General features: G+C 62.1%; 22 protein-coding genes. All 22 read left to right on the top strand.

All coding sequences use genetic code 11. From position 1 onward, the window contains the following. Positions 1-65: 65 nt before the first annotated feature. Positions 66-692: a hypothetical protein gene (locus WFR25_RS23510; protein ID WP_336974187.1), complete on the top strand. Its 627-nt coding sequence runs from the start codon at positions 66-68 to the stop codon at positions 690-692. Next, positions 637-2775 carry a phage terminase large subunit family protein gene (locus tag WFR25_RS23505; protein WP_336974186.1) on the top strand — a complete coding sequence of 713 codons (2139 nt, stop codon included), beginning with the start codon at positions 637-639 and terminating at the stop codon, positions 2773-2775. The genes WFR25_RS23510 and WFR25_RS23505 overlap by 56 nt, the downstream gene beginning before the upstream one ends. Next, positions 2772-2957 (top strand): hypothetical protein, encoded by a 186-nt coding sequence (locus tag WFR25_RS23500; RefSeq protein ID WP_336974185.1) that lies wholly within the window; start codon positions 2772-2774, stop codon positions 2955-2957. Before WFR25_RS23505 ends, WFR25_RS23500 begins: the two co-directional genes overlap by 4 nt. Further along, complete coding sequence (locus tag WFR25_RS23495; RefSeq protein WP_336974184.1) at positions 2957-3169, top strand: phage head-tail joining protein; 213 nt, start codon at positions 2957-2959, stop codon at positions 3167-3169. Before WFR25_RS23500 ends, WFR25_RS23495 begins: the two co-directional genes overlap by 1 nt. Next, positions 3166-4662 (top strand): phage portal protein, encoded by a 1497-nt coding sequence (locus tag WFR25_RS23490; protein WP_336974183.1) that lies wholly within the window; start codon positions 3166-3168, stop codon positions 4660-4662. The genes WFR25_RS23495 and WFR25_RS23490 overlap by 4 nt, the downstream gene beginning before the upstream one ends. 12 nt (positions 4663-4674) lie before the next feature. Then, positions 4675-6855 (top strand): prohead protease/major capsid protein fusion protein, encoded by a 2181-nt coding sequence (locus WFR25_RS23485; RefSeq protein WP_336974182.1) that lies wholly within the window; start codon positions 4675-4677, stop codon positions 6853-6855. Positions 6856-6923: 68 nt separating this feature from the next. Then, complete coding sequence (locus WFR25_RS23480; RefSeq protein ID WP_336974181.1) at positions 6924-7238, top strand: hypothetical protein; 315 nt, start codon at positions 6924-6926, stop codon at positions 7236-7238. Positions 7239-7278: 40 nt separating this feature from the next. Beyond that, positions 7279-7623: a DUF2190 family protein gene (locus WFR25_RS23475; protein ID WP_336974180.1), complete on the top strand. Its 345-nt coding sequence runs from the start codon at positions 7279-7281 to the stop codon at positions 7621-7623. After that, positions 7623-7967 (top strand): head-tail joining protein, encoded by a 345-nt coding sequence (locus tag WFR25_RS23470; RefSeq protein ID WP_336974178.1) that lies wholly within the window; start codon positions 7623-7625, stop codon positions 7965-7967. The genes WFR25_RS23475 and WFR25_RS23470 overlap by 1 nt, the downstream gene beginning before the upstream one ends. Beyond that, positions 7934-8647: a DUF6441 family protein gene (locus tag WFR25_RS23465; RefSeq protein WP_336974177.1), complete on the top strand. Its 714-nt coding sequence runs from the start codon at positions 7934-7936 to the stop codon at positions 8645-8647. Before WFR25_RS23470 ends, WFR25_RS23465 begins: the two co-directional genes overlap by 34 nt. Before the next feature lies 1 nt (position 8648). Continuing rightward, positions 8649-9089: a hypothetical protein gene (locus WFR25_RS23460; RefSeq protein ID WP_336974176.1), complete on the top strand. Its 441-nt coding sequence runs from the start codon at positions 8649-8651 to the stop codon at positions 9087-9089. 18 nt (positions 9090-9107) lie between these two features. Next, positions 9108-10046 (top strand): phage tail tube protein, encoded by a 939-nt coding sequence (locus WFR25_RS23455; protein ID WP_336974174.1) that lies wholly within the window; start codon positions 9108-9110, stop codon positions 10044-10046. Between the two features lie 4 nt (positions 10047-10050). After that, the gene (locus WFR25_RS23450) at positions 10051-10362 is read left to right on the top strand and encodes a hypothetical protein (RefSeq protein ID WP_336974173.1); all 312 of its coding nucleotides are present in this window, start codon (positions 10051-10053) and stop codon (positions 10360-10362) included. Next, positions 10359-10901 carry a hypothetical protein gene (locus WFR25_RS23445; RefSeq protein WP_336974172.1) on the top strand — a complete coding sequence of 181 codons (543 nt, stop codon included), beginning with the start codon at positions 10359-10361 and terminating at the stop codon, positions 10899-10901. Before WFR25_RS23450 ends, WFR25_RS23445 begins: the two co-directional genes overlap by 4 nt. 95 nt (positions 10902-10996) lie before the next feature. Further along, positions 10997-11149 carry a DUF7697 family protein gene (locus tag WFR25_RS23440; RefSeq protein ID WP_336974170.1) on the top strand — a complete coding sequence of 51 codons (153 nt, stop codon included), beginning with the start codon at positions 10997-10999 and terminating at the stop codon, positions 11147-11149. Further along, positions 11136-13694: a hypothetical protein gene (locus tag WFR25_RS23435; protein ID WP_336974169.1), complete on the top strand. Its 2559-nt coding sequence runs from the start codon at positions 11136-11138 to the stop codon at positions 13692-13694. The genes WFR25_RS23440 and WFR25_RS23435 overlap by 14 nt, the downstream gene beginning before the upstream one ends. Beyond that, positions 13691-14287, top strand: coding sequence for a hypothetical protein (locus WFR25_RS23430; protein ID WP_336974168.1), 597 nt, complete (start codon positions 13691-13693; stop codon positions 14285-14287). The genes WFR25_RS23435 and WFR25_RS23430 overlap by 4 nt, the downstream gene beginning before the upstream one ends. Positions 14288-14328: 41 nt before the next feature. After that, complete coding sequence (locus tag WFR25_RS23425) at positions 14329-14742, top strand: hypothetical protein (protein ID WP_336974166.1); 414 nt, start codon at positions 14329-14331, stop codon at positions 14740-14742. A 2-nt stretch (positions 14743-14744) separates the two neighbouring features. After that, positions 14745-15341, top strand: a complete 597-nt coding sequence (locus WFR25_RS23420) for a hypothetical protein (protein ID WP_336974163.1) — start codon at positions 14745-14747, stop codon at positions 15339-15341. Continuing rightward, the gene (locus tag WFR25_RS23415) at positions 15334-15747 is read left to right on the top strand and encodes a DUF6950 family protein (RefSeq protein WP_336974160.1); all 414 of its coding nucleotides are present in this window, start codon (positions 15334-15336) and stop codon (positions 15745-15747) included. The genes WFR25_RS23420 and WFR25_RS23415 overlap by 8 nt, the downstream gene beginning before the upstream one ends. A gap of 10 nt (positions 15748-15757) precedes the next feature. After that, entirely contained in the window at positions 15758-18316 is a 2559-nt protein-coding gene (locus WFR25_RS23410) for a phage tail protein (protein WP_336974158.1), read from the top strand. Beyond that, entirely contained in the window at positions 18313-18885 is a 573-nt protein-coding gene (locus tag WFR25_RS23405; RefSeq protein WP_336974157.1) for a tail fiber assembly protein, read from the top strand. Before WFR25_RS23410 ends, WFR25_RS23405 begins: the two co-directional genes overlap by 4 nt.

The raw sequence follows: 18885 nt of genomic DNA, 5'->3' as shown, positions 1-18885 counted from the left end.
CCTATACGGGGGGCAAAGGCGTGGAAAAGGGGCAGCTATGAGTTCTGAAAGGTGTCCGCACTAAAATGTCCGCACCGGTCGAACCTGTCTCTGTCCGCGAGTTCGCCCGGCTGGACGGCTGCGACGACAAGCTGGTGCGACGGGCCATAAAGTCCGGAAAACTACCGGTTCTTGAGGGCGGCAAGCTGGACCCTGCGTTGGCGAAAAGTGGCTGGCGCAAGCAAAATAGACGGGGCGCGGACACTGCGGACACTGGTGCGGACACCGCGCTAAATGTCCGCACCAGTGTCCGCAGTCCCAAAGTGTCCGCAGTGCCGCCGGAAGATGCGGCGGAGGCCGCCGAGGCGGTGTTCGCTGAGGATGCGGAGAACTTTCTTACCAACGTCCTGAACGGCACATATGCCGACACGGTGATGGCGGAGCGGATCAAGGAAAATGCCCTTGCCGCGAAACACCTGCTGGCTGCCCGAAAGGACGCTGGCAGCCTGATAGACATCGACCTTGCTCGTTCCGTCCTGTTCGAAGGGCAGCGCGCCCAGCGGGACGCCTGGATCAACTTCCCGACCAAGGTCGGGCCGATGCTCGCGGCAGAGTTGGGAGTGGACGCTGATAAGGTCGTGGAGGTGTTAGCCGTCCATGTCCACCAACAGCTCAGTGATCTCGGAGAACCCGAAGCGGATTTCCACGATTGATCTGACGGCGGCCCTGCTTCGTGCCGAAATGGCGCGGGCCTGGACGCCTCCACCTCGTATCAGCGTTCCCGATTGGGCCGATCGTTACCGGAAGCTCGCAAAGGAGGCGGGCAGCACGTCCGGAAACTGGCGCACGTCGACCGTTGAGGTCGCCCGCGGCGCAATGCTGGCAGTGACTGAACCGGGGGTCCACAAGATCACCGGCATGGTCTGCACCCAGCTGATGAAGACGGCCATGATCGAGAACACGCTCGGCTATTTCGCCCACCTCGATCCCGGCCCGATACTCATCGTGCAGCCGAAGGAAGATGCGGCCGAGCAATTCTCGAAAGAGCGGATCACCCCGCTCATTCGCGCGACGCCAGTGCTTCGGAAGCTGATCGGGTCAGGAAAGACCAGAACGGCAGAAGAAACGCTGCTCTATAAGGCATTTCCGGGTGGTTTCGTCGCGCTGGCGGGTGCCGGCAGTCCAGACAACTTGGCGCGCCGCCCCGTCCGCGTCGTCATGTACGACGAAATCGACAAGTACCCGATTACGCGCGAAGGTTCACCGCTCGATCTTGGCGACGAGCGCATGGCAACTTTTGCCGCATGGCTGTCGCTGCGGGTCTGTTCGCCGACGATCGAGGGCGAAAGCCTGATCGAATCCAGCTATCTGGAGGGAGATCAGCGGCAGGCGTCGGTCGAATGCCCCGACTGTGGCCACCGCCAGTTTCTGGATTTCTTTAAGCACGTCCATTGGGTGCAGGACGAGGAAAGCGGCGACCATAAGCCGTCGACCGCGCAGATACATTGCGAGGCATGCGGGGTTGCATGGTCCGAAGGCCAGCGGCTTATATCGCTTCGCACCACCCGGTGGCATCAGACACGGCCTTTTCGATGCTGCGGCAAACATCAGGACCCGATGGAGGCCTATCAACGGGCATGGTCCGAACCGGACCCCAGCCCGAACGCCCCCGGCCCGGTCGATGTCGTCTGGGATTGGTGGCAGTCCGACCGATGGGCCGTATATCGGGCGAAATGCTCTGATTGCGGGCGATGGCCGGTCGATAACGAACATGCGTCGTTCACGGCGTCGAAGCTGTTCAGCCCGTGGCCGAAAGATGCGCCGCCCAAGATTGCAGCTAAGTGGCTTGCGGCAAAGGATGACCCCGACAAGCGGGTGACGTTCGACAATACCCAGCTGGGCAAACCTCATCGCCGTCATTCGGCCAAGGATGTCCCGGCAGAAGCGCTTATGAAGCGGGCCGAATTGTGGCCCGGCCAAGTTCCGGAAGGTGCTGGCGTCGTCACCTCCGGTATCGACATTCAGGACGACCGCGCTGAAATCGAGTTTGTGGCGTGGGGCCGCGGCGAAGAGAGTTGGTCGATCGATTATCAGATCGTTGAAGGCGATCCGGCCACCGACGATTTCTGGAAACGTGTCGATGCTCAGTTGCTCCGACGGTTCACACGTTCCGATGGCCGCGAGTTCACCGTTACTGCGGCGTGCGTCGATTCGGGCGGCCATCACACGCAACGTGTTTATTCGTTCGCAAAAGCCCGGCTGGGGCGGAAAATCTGGGCGATCAAGGGGCAAAGCGCCAGAAACGGCGAACGCTCCCCGGTTTGGCCGACTTCCCGACCCAGCGCCAAGAACCGGTCTCGGTTCAAGCCGGTCATTCTGGGCACAAACGCCGCGAAGGACTCGATCCGCAACCGCCTGGCGATAGAAGAGCCGGGACCGGGCTATATGCACTTTCCGTCCGTTCGCGACTTGGGCTGGTACGTCCAGCTGACAGCCGAACGGTTGCTGACCAAGGTCGCGTCTGGCCGTCGCTTCACCGTTTGGGATCTGCCGAAGGGCCGAGCCAACGAAGCGCTGGATTGCCGTGTCTATGCTTTCGCTGCGCTCCAGGGGCTTTTGCAGCTGGGCATGAAACTCAACAATGTGGTGGATGCGGTATCGCCCGCGCCGATCATCGAGGCCGCGCCGACGATAAAAACCGTTTCTGCCGTAGAGGGGGTGCCCGTCACCGCCGCCAAGGCCAAACCCTCGAAGTTCGCAAAGCGATCGGGAAGCTGGATGAACAGGAGGCGATGATGCGCGTCAAGATCGCAGACACCTGGTATGACGTTGGCGTCGGAAGGCCGATCATGGTCGAGCTGACGCCAGCAGACAGGCGGAACATTGGCAACATGGCAGAAGATGCCACGAAATATGCCATATTCGATAACGCGGATGAGACCACCGCCGCCGAGAAATATGACTGGATGGGCCGCTAATGGCATTCCAGCAATCCGATCTCGATCGCCTCGACACGGCTATCGCCAGCGGCGTCCGCAAGGTGACGTTCGCGGACGGCCGTGCGACCGAATATCAAAATCTGGACGATATGCTGCGCGCGCGCGATGCGATCGTCGGCGTGCTAGCCAAGCCAGCGCCCGGCGCCACGGGCCGTCGCCGCTTCATTGTCGGAAGGGTCGGACGACTGTGAACTGGATTGACCGCACAGTCGGCTACCTCTCCCCGGTTGCAGGCATGCGTCGACAGGCGGCGCGCAAAATGCTGGAGCGAGCCGCTCCGCGCGCGCGGCCAAGCCGACGCTTCATGGGCAAGGATCGCGATTTCGACACGGTCAGCGGAAACCCGAACGACGGGCGGCCCAAGCGCTATGTCGACCGGATGACGATTCTCCGCCTGATCGCGGAAAATCCATTCGCCCGTAAGGCGCTCAATGCACTGCTCAATAGCCTGATCGGCTGGGGCATCACGGGCGCGCCAACCGGGCCGAAGGCGCTGCGCGATTATTGGGCTGCGTGGATCAAGGTCTGCGACTATTACAATCGGCACGACCTCTATGGCCTGCAAAAATTGTGGGCGATTTCCATGCTTCGCGATGGCGAAGTCTTCATCGTTCAGCGGCTGGTCAAAGTGCCGGGCGTCATCCCGCTGCGATTGCAAACCTTCGACAAGGGAATGCTGGCTACCGACAAGTTCGGCCTGAACATCGAGCGCGGCATCGAATATGACGATGAAGGCCGCCCGCTCGCCTATTATTTCTACCGTGGCCGCAAGGGCTATCGCTGGTCCTCGACCGAGACGATCCGTTTTCCCGCTGATGAGGTGATCCATCTCTTTGATAGCGAATGGGTCGGGCAGACCGAGGGCGTCAGCCTGTTCGAGCCGATCGTCAAGCGCCTGGGCGACGTCGAGGAAGGTATTGAGGCCGAGGTCGTAAAGGCCAATATCGCCGCCTGCCTGGTCGGTTTCCGCTATCGCCCGCCAGCGCAGGAAGGCGAAGACCCGAATATCGGTATTCCCGTCGATGAGGCGCAGGAACGCGCGCCTATCGAAGAGTTCGTGCCGGGCATGATCGAGACGCTGGAAGACGGCGAGCAGATCACCTTCTCGAACCCGCCAAAGACTGGTGGCATCAACGACCTTGCCCGGATCGCGCTGCTCGCGTCCGCCGCCGGCGTCGGCGTCACCTATGAACAGATGACCGGCGACCTCTCCAACGTCAATTTCTCCAGCTACAAGGCGGGCGCGCTCGAAAATAAGCGGTTCATCGGCCGTCTTCAGTATCTGACGTTCATTCCGATCTGCCTCGATCGCGTGTTCGGCTGGTTTTCACGGACGGGCTGGGAGGCGGGCTATCTCAACAAGCCTGCCTATCCGATGAAATGGACGCCGCCGCCGTTCGAATCGATCGACCGGGAAGGCGACGCGATGGCGGACATATTGGAAATGGAGGCGGGTCTTGAAAGCCGCGCCAATCTGCTGAACGCGCGCGGCTACGACCACGATCCGATGATGGAAGAGATCGCGCGCACCCGCGACCTTCTTGGAAAGCTGAAACTGGCATTCCGTGGCGATCCCATGACGCCCGGCCAGTCCGGCGACGGCGATAACAGCGCCGCCAACGCATCCGACCCCAACCGCATGATGATGATGACCATTGCGCGGCGCCTGATGTCCCCCCGCTAGGAGCAATCCGCAATGAAGAAGCCCGAACCGGCGCCGCAGGACACTGCGGAGGCCGAAGCCCGCACGGCCGCGCACCTGACGGTGGATGGTAAAGCGCCTTCGCGCCGCAGACCCCGCAATGCCCCGCCGATCGATGATGCGACCGGCATAATGACGCGCGCAGCGGCAGCTCCCGCCGACCCGGAGGAAAGGCGCCAGCCTCAGGCCGGTGGACGCGGCACCCGCGATCTCACTGTCCGTTCGGAAAGCTACAATGCTTCCAGCCGGTCGGTGGAGGCCATCCTTTCCGCCGGTTCGCCGGTCCGCCGCTACTATTTCACCGAAGAACTGGAGATCAGCGCCGAGGCGATCGACCTTGGCCGCGTGTCGCAGGGCGTTTGCCCGTTGCTCGATACGCACAACCAATATGAGGTCGATGCCGTCATCGGCCGGGTCAGCAATGTGCGCATCGAGGGCGATCAGCTGATCGGCACCCTCACGTTCTCCGACAGCGAGCGCGGCCGGGAGATCGAGCAGCGCGTTGCCAACGGTGAATTGCGCGCCATTTCTATCGGCTACCACGTCAAGCGCTGGCAGATCACCTCCACCGACGAAAATGAACATGAGACGTGGCGCGCTGTCGCCTGGGAGCTTCTCGAAGCCAGTCTCGTCCCCGTTCCCGCCGATCCGAACGCCGTGGTTCGATCAAATCCGGGCAATTCCCACGGCAATTCCCACGGCAATTCACAAGAGGAAGACGATATGCGACGCAACCTTGCTGGCGGCGCGGCTGCGGCCGCCCCCGCTGTTACCACCCCTGCACCGGCTCCCGCCGCTGCCCCTGCCGCCGAGCGCGTTGCGCCGGAGGCCACGCCCCCCGCTGCCGCTCCTGCGCCAGTTGCCGATCAGCGGGCGGCATCGATTCCCGCCTCGCGCATTCTGGACCTTTGCGCTCGTTCCGAGGATCTGGGCAGCACGTTCGCCGCCGAACTGATCCGCGTGAACGAAACGACCCCGCTGACCGAGGCCGATCTTCAGTCGCGTATGACCGATCGCCTCATCGAGGCGCGGGCGCGTCCAACATCGGACGTCCGCGCGGGTCGGTCCGGCACGGAAAGCGACGGCTACCGCCTGGCAGTGGAAGACGCCCTGTTGTTGGCAGCCAATCCGGGTCTTCGCGCCGCTGATTTCGGCATCGATGATCAGCGCGCCGAAGCCGCCCGCGAGTTCCGGGGCCTCACACTGATGGAGATGTCGCGCGACTATTGCCAGCGCACTGGCATCCGCGTCACCGGCATGGGCCGCATGGAGTTGGCAGGTGCGGCGCTCGGCATGCGCGGCGGCGCCCTCACCACCAGCGACTTCGCCTTTGCGCTCGGCAACGCGGCCAATCGCCGCGTGCGGCGTGCATTCGAGGCGGCTCCGCAGTCGTTCCGCCCGTTCGTGTCGACCGGCAGCCTGCCCGATTTCCGTCCGGCCTCCATCATCGGCATGGGCGATGCGCCCGCGCTGCTGCTGGTCACTGAGAACGGCGAGATCAAGCATGGTGCGCTGACCGACACCGGCGACAGCTACAGGCTGGCAACCTATGCGCGCATCATCCCGATCTCGCGCCAGGCGATCGTTAACGACGATAAGGGGCTGTTCGGTCGTATCCCAACGCAGTTCGCAAACAAGGCCGCCGACCTCGAATCCGATCTGGTTTACAGCCAGCTGATCGGCAATCCCACGATGCCGGACGGCACCGCCCTGTTCCACGCCAGCCACGGCAACTTGGCTGCTGCGGGCACGGAAATCACCGTTAAGACGGTTGGTGCTGGCCGGGCGGCGATGAGGCAGCAGAAGACGGCGGAGGGCGGCAATATGACCGTTCGCGCCCGCTTCCTGATCGTCGGCCCGCTTCAGGAAACCGCAGCAGAGCAGTTCCTGACTGCGGTTACTGCGGCGCAGACCTCGAACGTCAATCCCTTCCCTGGCAAGCTCGTGCTGGTAGTGGATGAGCGCATCACGGATTACAGCTGGTATCTGGCAGCCGATCCCGACGCCTTCGACACGATCCTGCTGGCGCATCTGGAGGGGCAGGAAGAACTGTTCACCGATACGCACCAGTCGTTCGAGGTCGACGGCATCAAGTTCAAGGCGCGCCTCGATGTCACGGCGAAGGTCCTTGACCATCGCGGCCTCTACAAGAACCCCGGCGCCGCCCCGGCCTAACGCCGCTTCCGCAATCTGCATGACCAGACGGGGCGGCCGGTGTCGCCCCGCTACCGGAGGACATCACCATGAAGTTCGTAAAGCTGGCGCAGCCGACCGTCGTTGACGGCGTCCTGCGCCAACCCATCGAGGGGGAAATCCCTACCTCGGACAAAGAGGCGATCCGCCTTTTCGACAATAATCTGCTGGACGGTGAACCCAGCGACTTTCCCGACAGCGACGATAATGATGACGCCGACGACGCCGCTGACCTCAAGAAACTCTCGGTTCCGGATCTCCACATCCTTGTCGAGAAGGAGAGCGTCGCGCTCAGCGGCGTGACGAAGAAGGACGCTATCATCGCCGCCATCATCGAGCATCGCGCGGGCAAGGCTGACGCCTGATCCGCCTTTCACCGGCCACGCCGGATAGGAGACCACTACCATGAAGAACTATCAGCAGCTTGGGGACAACTTCCAGGCCCCCGCCCCTTATGCCGTCGCCAGCGGCGGCGCCGCTCTTGTCGGCGCCGTTGTCGCCTTCGCATCCGTCGCCGCAGCGATCGGCGAGGAAATCGCTTGGGTGCGCGTCGGCGTGTTCAACCCCGTGCCCAAGGCCGCCAGTCAGGCATGGATCGCATGGACCACGAAAATCTATTGGGACAATATCGCTCGCGTTTTCACCTCGACCTCTGCGGGCAACACGCTTTGCGGCGTCGCGGCATCCAACGTCGGTGCCGGTGCGGGCGAAACGGTCGGCGCTGTCCTGCTCACCGGTCAGATCGCCTGATGTCTGATCCGTTCGCCGCAGCCCTCGATGCGCAGTTCCATGCACCGGGGTCTGCGGCAGCGGATCATGACCGCGACAGCACCATTACGCCGATCCGAGTTATTCTCAGCCGCCCCGACCAGATCGACGGTTATGGCCAAGGCCAAATCGTCAGCGGCACGGTGATGATTGACATCCGACGTTCGGATGTTCCCGCGCCTGCGCCGGACGATGTTGTTCACGTCGGCGTTCGCGACAACGACGGCATTCTGACAATCAGCGATAGCTACATGCTGACCGATGAGCCGATATCCGACGTGGAGGCTATGACATGGTCCTGCGGCGCTGTGCCGCTGACGTCGTGAGGGTCAACGTCGCCTTTCCGTCGATCGATAGTCAGTTGAAAGACATCGAATTGACGATCGCGCAGGTGGCGACCGGATCGATGCAGGATGCTGTCGACGGCCTTAAAGGCGAATTGCGCGGCCAGATTATCGAGGCAGGCATGGGCCAACGCCTGGCGAACACCTGGCGCGGCGATGTCTATCCAAAGGCCTTCGGCAAGGTCAGCATGAACCCGGCCGGATATGTCCGCTCCCTCGCACCGCTGATCGTGGACGCATTCACGCGCGGCGCCACCATCAAGCCGATCAATGGATCAAAATATATCTGGATACCGACAAAGAATGTGCCGCGCCGACGCCGTGCAGGCACCTATCGTTCCAATATGAGCCGCCGTTCAGGTGGCGGCGCTGCGATGTCGCCGGAAGAATGCGAATTGCACTTCAACACCGAGTTTTTCGTTCGTCCTGGGCGTCAGGGTTCGCTGCTCGCGTTCATGGACCTGACGGCTGGCCTCAATATCCGTCGCGCTGCTTTACGCCGGGATACGGCGGGCCGTCGCAAGCAGGGCCGGAAGGCAAAACCCGTCCTGATGTTCACGCTGCGCAAGACCGTCACGCTACGCCGCCTGTTCGACGTAGAAGGCCCGGCCAATCGCTGGGGGGCAAAGGTGCCCGCGCTGTTCGAAGCGCGCTGGAGGTAAAATGTCGCACCGCATGGACGTCCTGACCGCCGCAAAGGCACTGGTCGCCGGCGCACTTGTGGGCGCTGAGGTGATCGGACTTGAAAATGCCGCCGATCGGCCCGTGCGCGTATCGCCTCTGGGCACCGCCATCGTTCGCGACGGTGATCCCGGCGAGGCGTCCATCGACCTAAGCCCGCCGCGTTATCATTATGACCACGCCATACCGGTCGAGCTGCTGGCGCTCGAAAGCCCGAACGTCCCGACCAGGGCGCGGCTCGATCAGATGGCGGGAGCGATCGGCGCGGCCGTCGACAATGATCGGACGCTCGGGGGGCTGTGCGCGCATGTCGATGTCACGCCGCTCGAAATCGCGGACCTGACCGTCTCCGGTGGAGCAAGCCAGATGGGCGCACAGTTCGAGATCATCGCTTCCTACAGCACTACCAGCCCGCTGGGCTGATCCCCAAGGAGAAGAACATTGGGATATGGACAGGGTATCAACGCCGTTTGCCACGGCGTGGTGGAAACGACCTATGGCGTTTCGCCAGCGACCGGCTTTCGCAAACTGCCGTTCGTCAGCCATTCGCTGGGTGAAGAGCGCCCGCTGATAGAAGATGATCAGCTGGGCTTCGGGCGCGAAGGCCTCGACCCCTCCTATGACGTGGCGACCAACGATGGCGATATCGTCGTGCCCGTCGATCAGGCCGCGATCGGTTTTTGGTTGCGGGCAATGTTTGGCGCGCCGGTTACGACCGGGGCAGGTCCTTACACACACGTCTTTCAGTCAGGCGCATCGGCATTGCCGTCCCTGTCGCTCGAAATCGGCAGTCCCGACGTCCCATCCTTCTCCACCCATTATGGCGCCGTCGCTAACCAGATGCGGATCGCTCTCGCGCGCAGCGGCATGCTGAACGCGACGATCAGCTTGATGGCACAGGGCGAAACCGCCGAGGAAGCCGCCAGCGCAGCAGGCACGCCGTCGGCGCTTACCGGGCCGCGCTTCGCCCAGGCCACGGGGTCGATCATGCGCGGCGGCGTGGCGCTCGGCAGCATCGTGTCGGCGGATCTGGCGATCAGCAATGGCCTGGATAAGGTCGAGGTCATCCGAGAGGACGGCCGCATCGATGGCGTGGTGCCCGGCGTGCTGGCGGCCACACTGACCTTGCGGACGCGGTTTAACACGCTCGCGCTCTTCAACGATGCCACCAACAAGACGCCGATCGCGCTGGAAGTCGGTTGGGTTGCTGGCGGAACGAGCCTGAAATTTGCGCTCCCCCGCGTGTTCCTGCCCCGTCCCAAGAAGCCAATCGAGGGGCCGCGCGGAATCATGGCCGAGTTCACCGCGCAGGCATCCGGCGCTGGTGGGCACAAAGTCACCGCCACGCTGGTCAACACGACCGCCATCTATGGAGCATGATCCGATGAAGAAGATTGTCGAAGCCCCAACCGCACCGGATGCTGCCTCCGTCGTCCAGGCTTTATCTGTCCCCGAAGTCCTGCCGCCGCGCGTTGTCGACGTCAGTAGCCCTGCGGACCTACGGCTCCGAATCCGCGTCGTGGACGCAATCACCGGGCAGACAATCGACAAGGTGACTTACGCCGATGTCGACGCCGGCAAGGTTACACGCTTCGCGGTGGAGGGCGGCAACCTCGTCCGCAAGGATGACAGGTTCGTCAAGATCGATGAAGATCGCGAGATCCGCATCGAATGGAACGAGGAACCTGCTGCATGACGGTCGGCATCGATCTGGAGGCAGAACAGGACAAATCCAAGCCGTGGTGGTTCACACTCTATCCTGCCGTCGAGGCGGAAAAGGACGAGGATTGCCGCCCGGCAGTGCGCGTGCAGTTCCAGCCCATTGGCCGCATCGCGCTTCGCGCCGCGCGCCGCGCGGCCGGCGCCGCCTATATCGGCGTGGAACTGCCGGAAGACGAAAACGCGCCGTTGCCCGTCGAATTGATCGAGGCGGCGGGCGACGCAATGAGCGAAGCGCTCCTGATGGCAGGCATCATCGACTGGGAGGGTGTCGGCGTGGGTGACGATCCCGTGCCCGTCTCTCCAACAGCGCTGTCCCAGTTCCTTGCTCATCCCCTGCGCTTTGAGCGGCTGGACGCCGCTTATGTCCGGCCTTGGGTGGATGAGGAACTGGAAAAAAACGCATCCTCGCCCTCGCTGAATGGCACTTCGCCGGGGGCGGCGAAACCTACTGCCGCGAAATCTGCCAGGTCCGCAAAAACGGGCGTTGCGAAGCGGACGAAGCCCAAGGCCTGAAGGCCTGCCCCTATCGGGAACATGAACCGCTGACCGATGCAGGCGTCGGTGTCTGGGATGTCCTGTCGGGTTGCGCGCGCCAATTACGGGCGCACATGGGCGGGCCTTTCGCGCTGGATTTCTCGGCCGTCCTCGCCGTCGGCGGCGCACAGAATGCCGACATGAAGCTGCTTTCCGATCTGCTTCCGCAAATCGAAGGCTTGATCCTGACCACATTCGACAAGGAGGATGGTATTGCCGAAACCTAGCATCGCCATCCGCCTGGGAACCGAGGGCGGGGCAGAAACGCGTCGGGAAATCGAAGGGATCGGCACCGCCAACGAGGCGGCGGCCAATCGTGCGATGTCCGCGTGGGATCGCGCTTCTTCTGAACTGGAATCGGCCCAGCGTCGACAGGCTGCCGCCGCGGCCAAGATCGCTGCGATCATGCCAGCGAGCGCCACGCAGATGCGAATCGGCGACGCGACCGGTACGGGCTATGGGCAGCATGAAGGTTCGGCACGGATCTCGGCCGCTGCATTCCGCGAAGCATTCGAGGCGCAGGAGCGATACGAGCAGGGCGCGCGCCGCCTGCGCGCTGCGATCGACCCGGTATGGGCCGCGCAGGATCGTTTCAACAGTGAGATGGCAGAAGCCCGAACGCTGATGGCCAGCGGTTCTATTTCGCTCGACGAATATTCGAAGAAGCTTTGGCAGGAGCAGCAAGCGCTCAATGCAGTTGCTGCCGAGCATGGTCGCGTGAAAGGCGCGTCGGGCGCGATGAGGTCCGGTTTGCAGCAGGCCGGTTTCCAGGTGCAGGATTTCTTTGTTCAGGTGCAGGGCGGCACCAGCGCGTTGAGGGCGTTTTCTCAACAAGCGCCCCAGCTCATCGGCAATTTGCAGATGATGACGCATGGTGCCGAAGCCGGCGCTGGACGTTTTGCCGCTTTCGCCCGACTGTTGGGTGGGCCTTGGGGCGTCGCCATGGGCATAGCTATTCCGGCTGTGGGAATGCTGGCCGAAAAGCTGCTGGATGATGGCAAGGCCGCCGAGGCGGCGCAGAAGGCGACCGACAAACATCGTGCTGCGATCGACGCACTGAATCAGGCGGCACGCGCGTCGATACAGACAGCAGAAGATCGTGCGCGCGCCAATTATGCCTTGGCTGAGAGTGAGCGACAGGGTGCGATAGAGATTGAGCGTAAGCTCCAGGCCCAGCTTGCGCTATCGCGGGCGGATTTGGAGTATCGCGTCGGGCAGACACGCGGCCCCGGCACGGGGCGCAGCGACGTATCGTCGGCCGGCATCGTCGGCGCGCAGCGCCAGCTTGATGAAGTCACCGATGCCCTGAAGAAGTCGGAAGCTCGTGTCGCGGAATTGGCGAAGACGGCCATCATCAACCGCGGCCAGTATCAGGCGACCATCATTGATCAGATGATGGACCCGCGCGGACGCGTGAAGCGCGACTATGATCGCCAGCGCAACGATGCAATCGAGAGCGGTAAGGGCGCCGATGCATTGGTGCGCATCGAACGTGCGCGCGACGCCGAACTCAAAAAAATCGATGAGAGCGAAAAGGCGCTGCGCGCTTCAGTCACGACACGAAAAGATAGCGACGCGGCGACCACCAGCCAGGTCAGCAAAATGCTGCTGGAGGCATTTGGCGGCACCATAACGTCCACCACTGGCGGGAAGCACGTCAAGGGATCGTACCATTATCGTGGGCAGGCTGTCGATTTCGTGCCGACCGGCGGCATGGGATCGATCAGCAAGGACCAAATTAGGACCTTGATGCAAGGCGCTGGCCTCCAGATCAAGGAACTACTCGGCCCTGGCGACAAGGGCCATGACGACCATTTTCATGTCGCATGGGCTGGCGGCAAGGGCCAGTTGGATAGCGCCCGCATCATGGGCCAGATCATAGCCGATCAGGTGCGCCAATCGCTGGCGATGGAAAAGCAGCGCAACGAATGGGTGAATGAGCAAAGTACCAAGGTCGGCGACTTCGCTTCCGGACAGCTCGATAAAGAAGGAAAGGTGCTTGCCGACCGGAAAGAGATGGTCGCGCGTCTAAATGATGACGTTAGCGCGGGCACCGTCCTGCTCAACACCGAATGGCAACTGCGCCGGGCTGGGAATGACGAGATTCAGGATACGCTGGAGATGTCGCGCTATCGCCTGGACCTCGAAAAGCAGCGCGAAGCCATCGGCGAAACCGAATATGAAAATCTTCTGCGCCGCAAGGCTGAGCAGACAGGCTTTAACCGACTGCTGGAAGATCATGCCCGTGATTGGCAGGAAGTCACCGAGTTCGGGCGCGGCTTTGTGGACACCGTGCTGTCACCCGATACGTGGTCCAGCTGGGGCGATGCAGGCAAAGCCATCATGCGCGAGATCCAGAGCGAGATGATGAAGCTGGCCGTCATCAACCCGATCAAAAACGCGTTGTTCGGTGATGGCCTTCCCACACTAGGATCTGTCGCTGGCCTGTTCGGCAAAAAGGCGGGCAACAACGCGGTCGGCACAGAATATTGGTCCGGTGGCATGTCCTATGTTGGTGAACATGGCGCCGAACTGGTCGACCTGCCCCGCGGGTCAAAGGTCTATAGCGCCCGTGACACTCGGTCTATGATGCAGGGGCAGTCCAGCCACGTCACGTTCGAGGTTCGTGGATTGAAGGGGTCGACGTTCGATGTCGAGGTCGCGCTGGTCGCGGATGGCCGCGTCGCAATGGCGGCCCCGATGATCGCCGCCGGCGGCAGCCAGGGCGCGCAGGTCGCAGTTGCGCGGCGTGCAGACAGGCGGCTGGCATGATCGTCCTGCCCTCGACGCGGAGACCCGCGACCGTCACGCCTGCCTTTATCGATAATGGCGGCACCATGCGCAGCGCCACGAACGCAAAAGGTCTTCGTCTCAATCGGCTGGGTAGCCACTTCCGGGCTGCCGTGACCATGCCTCTGTCGGCAGCGGACGATGCGATGGCCCTGATTGCAGATCTCGTCTCTGCGAAGGACGAAGGATTGCGGATGATCTATCCGCTCCAGGGTGTGGATCAGGGCGCTCCCGGTTCACCGGTGGTTGATGGCGCGTTCCAGTCGGGAAAGTCGATCGCACTGCGCGGCCTGACGCCGGGCTACGTGGCGCGCAAGGGTTTCTGGATATCGATCACCGACGCCACAGGTCAGCATTATCTCCATAATGTTCGCGCGCAGGCGACCGCAGATGGCGATGGCAGGATGCTGTTGCCGATCAACCCGATGCTCCGCACGCCATATTTGAACGGCGCCGCCGCGTATCTCGCGGTGCCGATGATCGAAGGCGAGATCAGCGGGAATGAGCAAAGCTGGCAGATCGTCCGAGGTGGGCGCATCGTCGGCATCGCTTTTACAATCGAGGAAATGGCATGAGCAGAGATAGCCGCGAATTTGAGTTTCAGAGCGCGGAAGCGATGGAGCGTCTGCGCCATTCGATCGGCTTCGCAATGGCGAGCCTGCAAGCGCTCACGCTGATAAACGGCGGCGCACTGGTTGCGCTGTTCACCTTTGTCGGCTCTTCCACGGCGGTTCGTTTCGATATGTCGGCCCTGTGGGTTGCCTTCGCGGCCTTCGCAACCGGGCTGGTGTTCAACCTGTTGGCATTCTTGGGTGCACATCTGTCGCAGGACTATTTTTATGTCTCTGCGCAATGGAGCGCATGGAATGCTGAGCTTCGGATGGACGGCCTACCCGAAAGTTATGACGCGGTGAGCCCGGCGCGCATCGGCACCCGAGCCCAGATCGCGGGCATCGCCAGCGGAATCGTTTCGTTGATCGCTTTCATCGTCGGGTGCGGCTTTGCCCTCAGCGGCGTGACCGGCGGTTAATCATGGAGCGCGTCCGGCTGACAGGCCTTATGAAGATGGAATTGCGGGACGGCCGGGTCATTCGGCTTTGCGATGGCGGATGGGTGCCATGGAATACCGAAGTGTTCCGCGCTTCACACGACCAGTTCGGCATGATCGGGTCGATGGAGGCCTTTGACGAGGGTGTCGGCGATGTCGTCCCTTCATTCCGCCTGACCTTTCTGCCGATCAGCACAGCCGCGGCAGCCGATCTGTCCGCGCCTGGCATGCAGGGGTCGCGCACTCGCTTATGGATTGCGGAGATAAGTGACTCCAACGGCTTGATCATCGGCGATCCCGATCTCCAGTTCGACGGCATGATTGATCGCACTGTTTTGCGCGTTGGCATTCGAAAGCGCGAACTGGATATCGACTTCGTATCGACGGCCGAGCGGCTGTTCACCATCAACGAGGGTAACGGCCTGTCGGCGACGTTCCATAAATCCATCTTTCCCGGCGAGCTGGGTGAGGACAATGCCACCGGCCTTGGCACTGCGGTTGCATGGGGCACGGAAGCACAGCCTGGACAGGCCAGCACGTACACGCCAACCCGGATGTGGAGCGACAACAACTATGTCTGATCTGATCCGTCGGGCTGACGCCACGCGCAAGACGCTGGCGAAGTACCGCCGCCGCGCGTTCGATTGGCGTGGGCGATCGACCTGCATTCACCTCGCGCGCTATCATCTGCGCAACATGGGCCACACCCCGCCGCCAGTGCCTGACTTCCGATCCGCCCTGGGCGCCCGCCGCGCTTTGGACCGCCTGGGCTTTGCCGACCTGGCCGCGCTGTTCGACAGCATGCTTCCGCGTATCGCGCCTGCGGCAATGCTGGTGGGCGACCTCGCTGTCCTCCAGGGCGACGAAGGATTTGATTCCATCGTCGTGTCCGCCGGTGGCAAGCTGCTTGGCTATCATGCCGATGACGGGTCGGGGATCAAGCCATTGATGGCGCTTGAAATGCCGGTCGGCGCCTGGCGCCTTTAAGGATACAGCATTGTCCAAAACACTGAGAACCGTCGCGGTCATAGCGGGCGCGGTGGCCCTGGTTGCGGTCACGGCTGGCGCTGCTGCGGGCGTACTGGCGCCAGCGATGGCTGGAACGGCCACCATCGCCGGGGTATCCACCGCTACGGTTGCGACCATCGCATCGGCCGCCAGCGCAATTAGCCTTGCAGCCAGTTATGGCGCGCAGGCGACTGCGAAAAAACCACCCGCCCGCGGCACAGTCAATCAAGTCATCATCTCCGCCGATCCGCCCGCTCCGTATATCATCGGCCGCACCTATTCCGGTGGCGTCCTCCGCCACGATGCTGGTTACGGCGCCACGCTCAAGAAAGTGCCGAACCCCTATCGCGCGCAGGTGTTGGAATATTCGGTTGCTGGCCCCTGCCAGGCGTTGGAAAATGTGTATGGCGATTATGCGCCCATCCCTTTCACAGGTGGCGCGGCTACCGGCTATTATTCGAATTTCCTGTTTCGGGATGTCCGGCGCGGCCTCTCATCGGAAACGGCGCTGACGCCGCATTGGGCTGGCATGCCCGCATGGTCATCCGCGCACAGGCTGTCCAGCAAGGCCACAATCTTGCTCAATGGTCTGTTCGACAAGGACGGCAAACGCTTCGCATCCGGATGGCCTGCGACAGGCGCCGTTTGGCAAGGCGTCATGACCTATGATGCCCGCCAGGACAGCACCTATCCGGGCGGATTGGGTGCCCAACGGATCAACGATGAGGCGACGTGGGGCTACTCGGAAGATCCAGGGCAGCACGCACTGGCCTATGCCCTGGGCCGCTATCGCAATGGGAAGAAGGTTTTCGGTGTCGGCTTGCCCGTCGACGGTATCGTCCTTGATCATTTCGTGCAGTTGTCCAACATCTGTGCCGCGAATGGCTGGACGATCGGCGGTGTCATCTACGAACCGGGCGACCGGTGGGCAAATCTGAAGCGCATCCTTGAAGCCGGCAGTGCAGAGCCCCTGTTCATCGGCGGAAAGCTGGGCCTGCGCTTTAATGCGCCCCGCGTGTCGATCTATGAACTGACCGCTGGCGACCTCACGGAAGACGATGCAGAAATTCCCGCCGGAAAGACGTGGCGCGAGCGCCGTAACGGCATCCGCCCAAAATATCGCTCCGAAGCGAACAAGTGGGAATATGTCCCGTCCGATCTCGTTTCTATCCCTGCCTATATCGAGGAAGACGGCGAAGAGAAGTTCGAGGAACTCCAATGGGACCTTGTCCAGAGCAAGGATCAGGCCGCCCAGCTTGCCGCCTATCGACTGGTAAACGGGCGCGAGATCGGGCCTATAACGCTCGTCTGCAAACCGCATTTGCGGCGGTTCGGCCCCGGCGACATGATTACGCTGGAACTGGGCGCCGATCATGCGTTGGGCGGGCTGGACGCCGTGATCCTCAAACGCAGCGTCGATCCATCTACGATGAAGGTGACGCTCACGCTGGAGACGGAGACGCCGGGAAAGCATGATTTTGCATTGGGGCGCACCGGCACCGCGCCGCCAACGCCAGCGTTGGTCGCGAAGGAGGATAAAGACGTCATTGCAGCGTCAGTGATCGAAACCGATCTTGTCTATCAAGACGGGACGCCAATCGATGATCTGAGGCCCGCCGGACCCGGCGCGAACTATGGAGCGCCCGGCACCTCTCCTGTAGGAAACGCCGAAGCCCAGGCGGTTGTCGATGGGATGATAACGACCGCGTTAACCGTCGCCGAGGATGCTTTGCGTGACGCGACATGGCGCGCCGAGGCCGACAAAATTATCAAATTGCCCGGCGGCGGAACATTGCGGACTCTTAGCGAGCAGCTAGGCGTGACCGTGGATTACGTCAAAACCTTCGTCGACTTTACGCGATCGGTGGACACCGAGGGCAACGCCATTTGGGCGCTGACCGCACAGAACAGCACGGGCAAGGTTACGGGCGTCCGAAACCTTTTGACGGGCGAGGGTTTGGGCACGCTCCAGATGGCCGCCGACATATTGGAAATTGTTGACCCAGACGGCGGCAATGCGCGGTTCATCCTGCGCTACGGCCTCGATAATCGCCTGATCCTCAACGATGTCTACATCGAGAAGCTGGAGTTCGGGGTCGTAACCCGCGCAGCGATCGGCGCGGGGGAGGTCACTGACAACGCAACTTTTACCGCATCAGACAAGACCGTAACCACCACGGAAACGACCCTCATCGAGACGCCATTTTTCGCAATCGGGGATGAGTTCTATGGGCGCGGCATAGCCATCGTGTCCTTCCTGCAGGACGGCACCGCAAATTATGACACCTCGATGCGGGTCCGTGCCTATGTCGATAGCGGCGACGGGAGCGGGTACGTGCTCATCCGAGACAAAATTCATGGCATCGACGTCGATAGCGGCAACGCCCGCATTTCCATGCCTGTCTCTTTCCCGCTGCGCATAGCCTCGATCGGGAATGTTCGCATCAAGATCACGGCAACGGCGTCCCTGCTGGCCGGAAGATGGGGGACAACCGGATCATCTGCCGCGCGTGAGATTGCAATTGATTTGTTCAGGGGGTCGCGATGAGGGTTTGGTTTGATGAAGATGGGTTTTTGCTGTTCGCAATGGCTGGAGGCATGGAGGTAGAGAGTCCGGCCTGGAGCGCTATGGCTACGGTCAGTGACGACACCAACGTCAACACCCTCTTCCTCGACAACGGGCAAGTCATTGAGCGCCAGCCCATCGAGATCGCCAGTGATCGCAACATCATTGCGTTGGACCAGGGGCAAAGCGCCACCTTCGACGGCCTGCCCGATCCAGCATGGATCAGTGTCAACGGGGAGCGGCAGCGTGTCACGGGTGGCGTCTTTAACTACGCATCGCCAGCTGCGGAGGCGGTCAGGATTGAGCTGGTAGGCCCGCACACCAGCAATGCCGTTGTTCTGACATTTGCAGTCGCCAGCGCTTTGCTCGACCTTGTGCGCGTCGAGCGTGACCGCCGCCTTACTGCCTGCGATTGGACGCAAGTTCCTGACAACAGCCTGACCAGCGAACAGCAGGGGCAATGGCGCCTCTATAGGCAGGCCTTGCGCGACCTGCCGGGCGATCAGCCAGACGCCACCCTTGAAACAGCCATTTGGCCGCAGGAGCCTTAA

Origin of the sequence: Sphingobium aromaticiconvertens, from assembly GCF_037154075.1 — a bacterium.
Classification (GTDB): Bacteria; Pseudomonadota; Alphaproteobacteria; order Sphingomonadales; family Sphingomonadaceae; genus Sphingobium; species Sphingobium aromaticiconvertens.
Note: the sequence above shows the minus strand (reverse complement) of the source record. Positions and strands in the feature narration are given on the sequence as shown.

Bases quoted from the DNA above. Each gene is read 5' to 3' on its own strand.
- WFR25_RS23450 (WP_336974173.1), top strand. From the start codon at position 10,051: ATGAAGAAGATTGTCGAAGCCCCAACCGCACCGGATGCTGCCTCCGTC.
- WFR25_RS23480 (WP_336974181.1), top strand. From the start codon at position 6,924: ATGAAGTTCGTAAAGCTGGCGCAGCCGACCGTCGTTGACGGCGTCCTG.
- WFR25_RS23470 (WP_336974178.1), top strand. From the start codon at position 7,623: ATGTCTGATCCGTTCGCCGCAGCCCTCGATGCGCAGTTCCATGCACCG.
- WFR25_RS23475 (WP_336974180.1), top strand. From the start codon at position 7,279: ATGAAGAACTATCAGCAGCTTGGGGACAACTTCCAGGCCCCCGCCCCT.
- WFR25_RS23420 (WP_336974163.1), top strand. From the start codon at position 14,745: ATGGAGCGCGTCCGGCTGACAGGCCTTATGAAGATGGAATTGCGGGAC.
- WFR25_RS23495 (WP_336974184.1), top strand. From the start codon at position 2,957: ATGGCATTCCAGCAATCCGATCTCGATCGCCTCGACACGGCTATCGCC.
- WFR25_RS23505 (WP_336974186.1), top strand. From the start codon at position 637: ATGTCCACCAACAGCTCAGTGATCTCGGAGAACCCGAAGCGGATTTCC.
- WFR25_RS23440 (WP_336974170.1), top strand. From the start codon at position 10,997: ATGGGCGGGCCTTTCGCGCTGGATTTCTCGGCCGTCCTCGCCGTCGGC.
- WFR25_RS23460 (WP_336974176.1), top strand. From the start codon at position 8,649: ATGTCGCACCGCATGGACGTCCTGACCGCCGCAAAGGCACTGGTCGCC.
- WFR25_RS23500 (WP_336974185.1), top strand. From the start codon at position 2,772: ATGATGCGCGTCAAGATCGCAGACACCTGGTATGACGTTGGCGTCGGA.
- WFR25_RS23425 (WP_336974166.1), top strand. From the start codon at position 14,329: ATGGAGCGTCTGCGCCATTCGATCGGCTTCGCAATGGCGAGCCTGCAA.
- WFR25_RS23510 (WP_336974187.1), top strand. From the start codon at position 66: ATGTCCGCACCGGTCGAACCTGTCTCTGTCCGCGAGTTCGCCCGGCTG.
- WFR25_RS23415 (WP_336974160.1), top strand. From the start codon at position 15,334: ATGTCTGATCTGATCCGTCGGGCTGACGCCACGCGCAAGACGCTGGCG.
- WFR25_RS23430 (WP_336974168.1), top strand. From the start codon at position 13,691: ATGATCGTCCTGCCCTCGACGCGGAGACCCGCGACCGTCACGCCTGCC.
- WFR25_RS23405 (WP_336974157.1), top strand. From the start codon at position 18,313: ATGAGGGTTTGGTTTGATGAAGATGGGTTTTTGCTGTTCGCAATGGCT.
- WFR25_RS23445 (WP_336974172.1), top strand. From the start codon at position 10,359: ATGACGGTCGGCATCGATCTGGAGGCAGAACAGGACAAATCCAAGCCG.
- WFR25_RS23485 (WP_336974182.1), top strand. From the start codon at position 4,675: ATGAAGAAGCCCGAACCGGCGCCGCAGGACACTGCGGAGGCCGAAGCC.
- WFR25_RS23465 (WP_336974177.1), top strand. From the start codon at position 7,934: ATGGTCCTGCGGCGCTGTGCCGCTGACGTCGTGAGGGTCAACGTCGCC.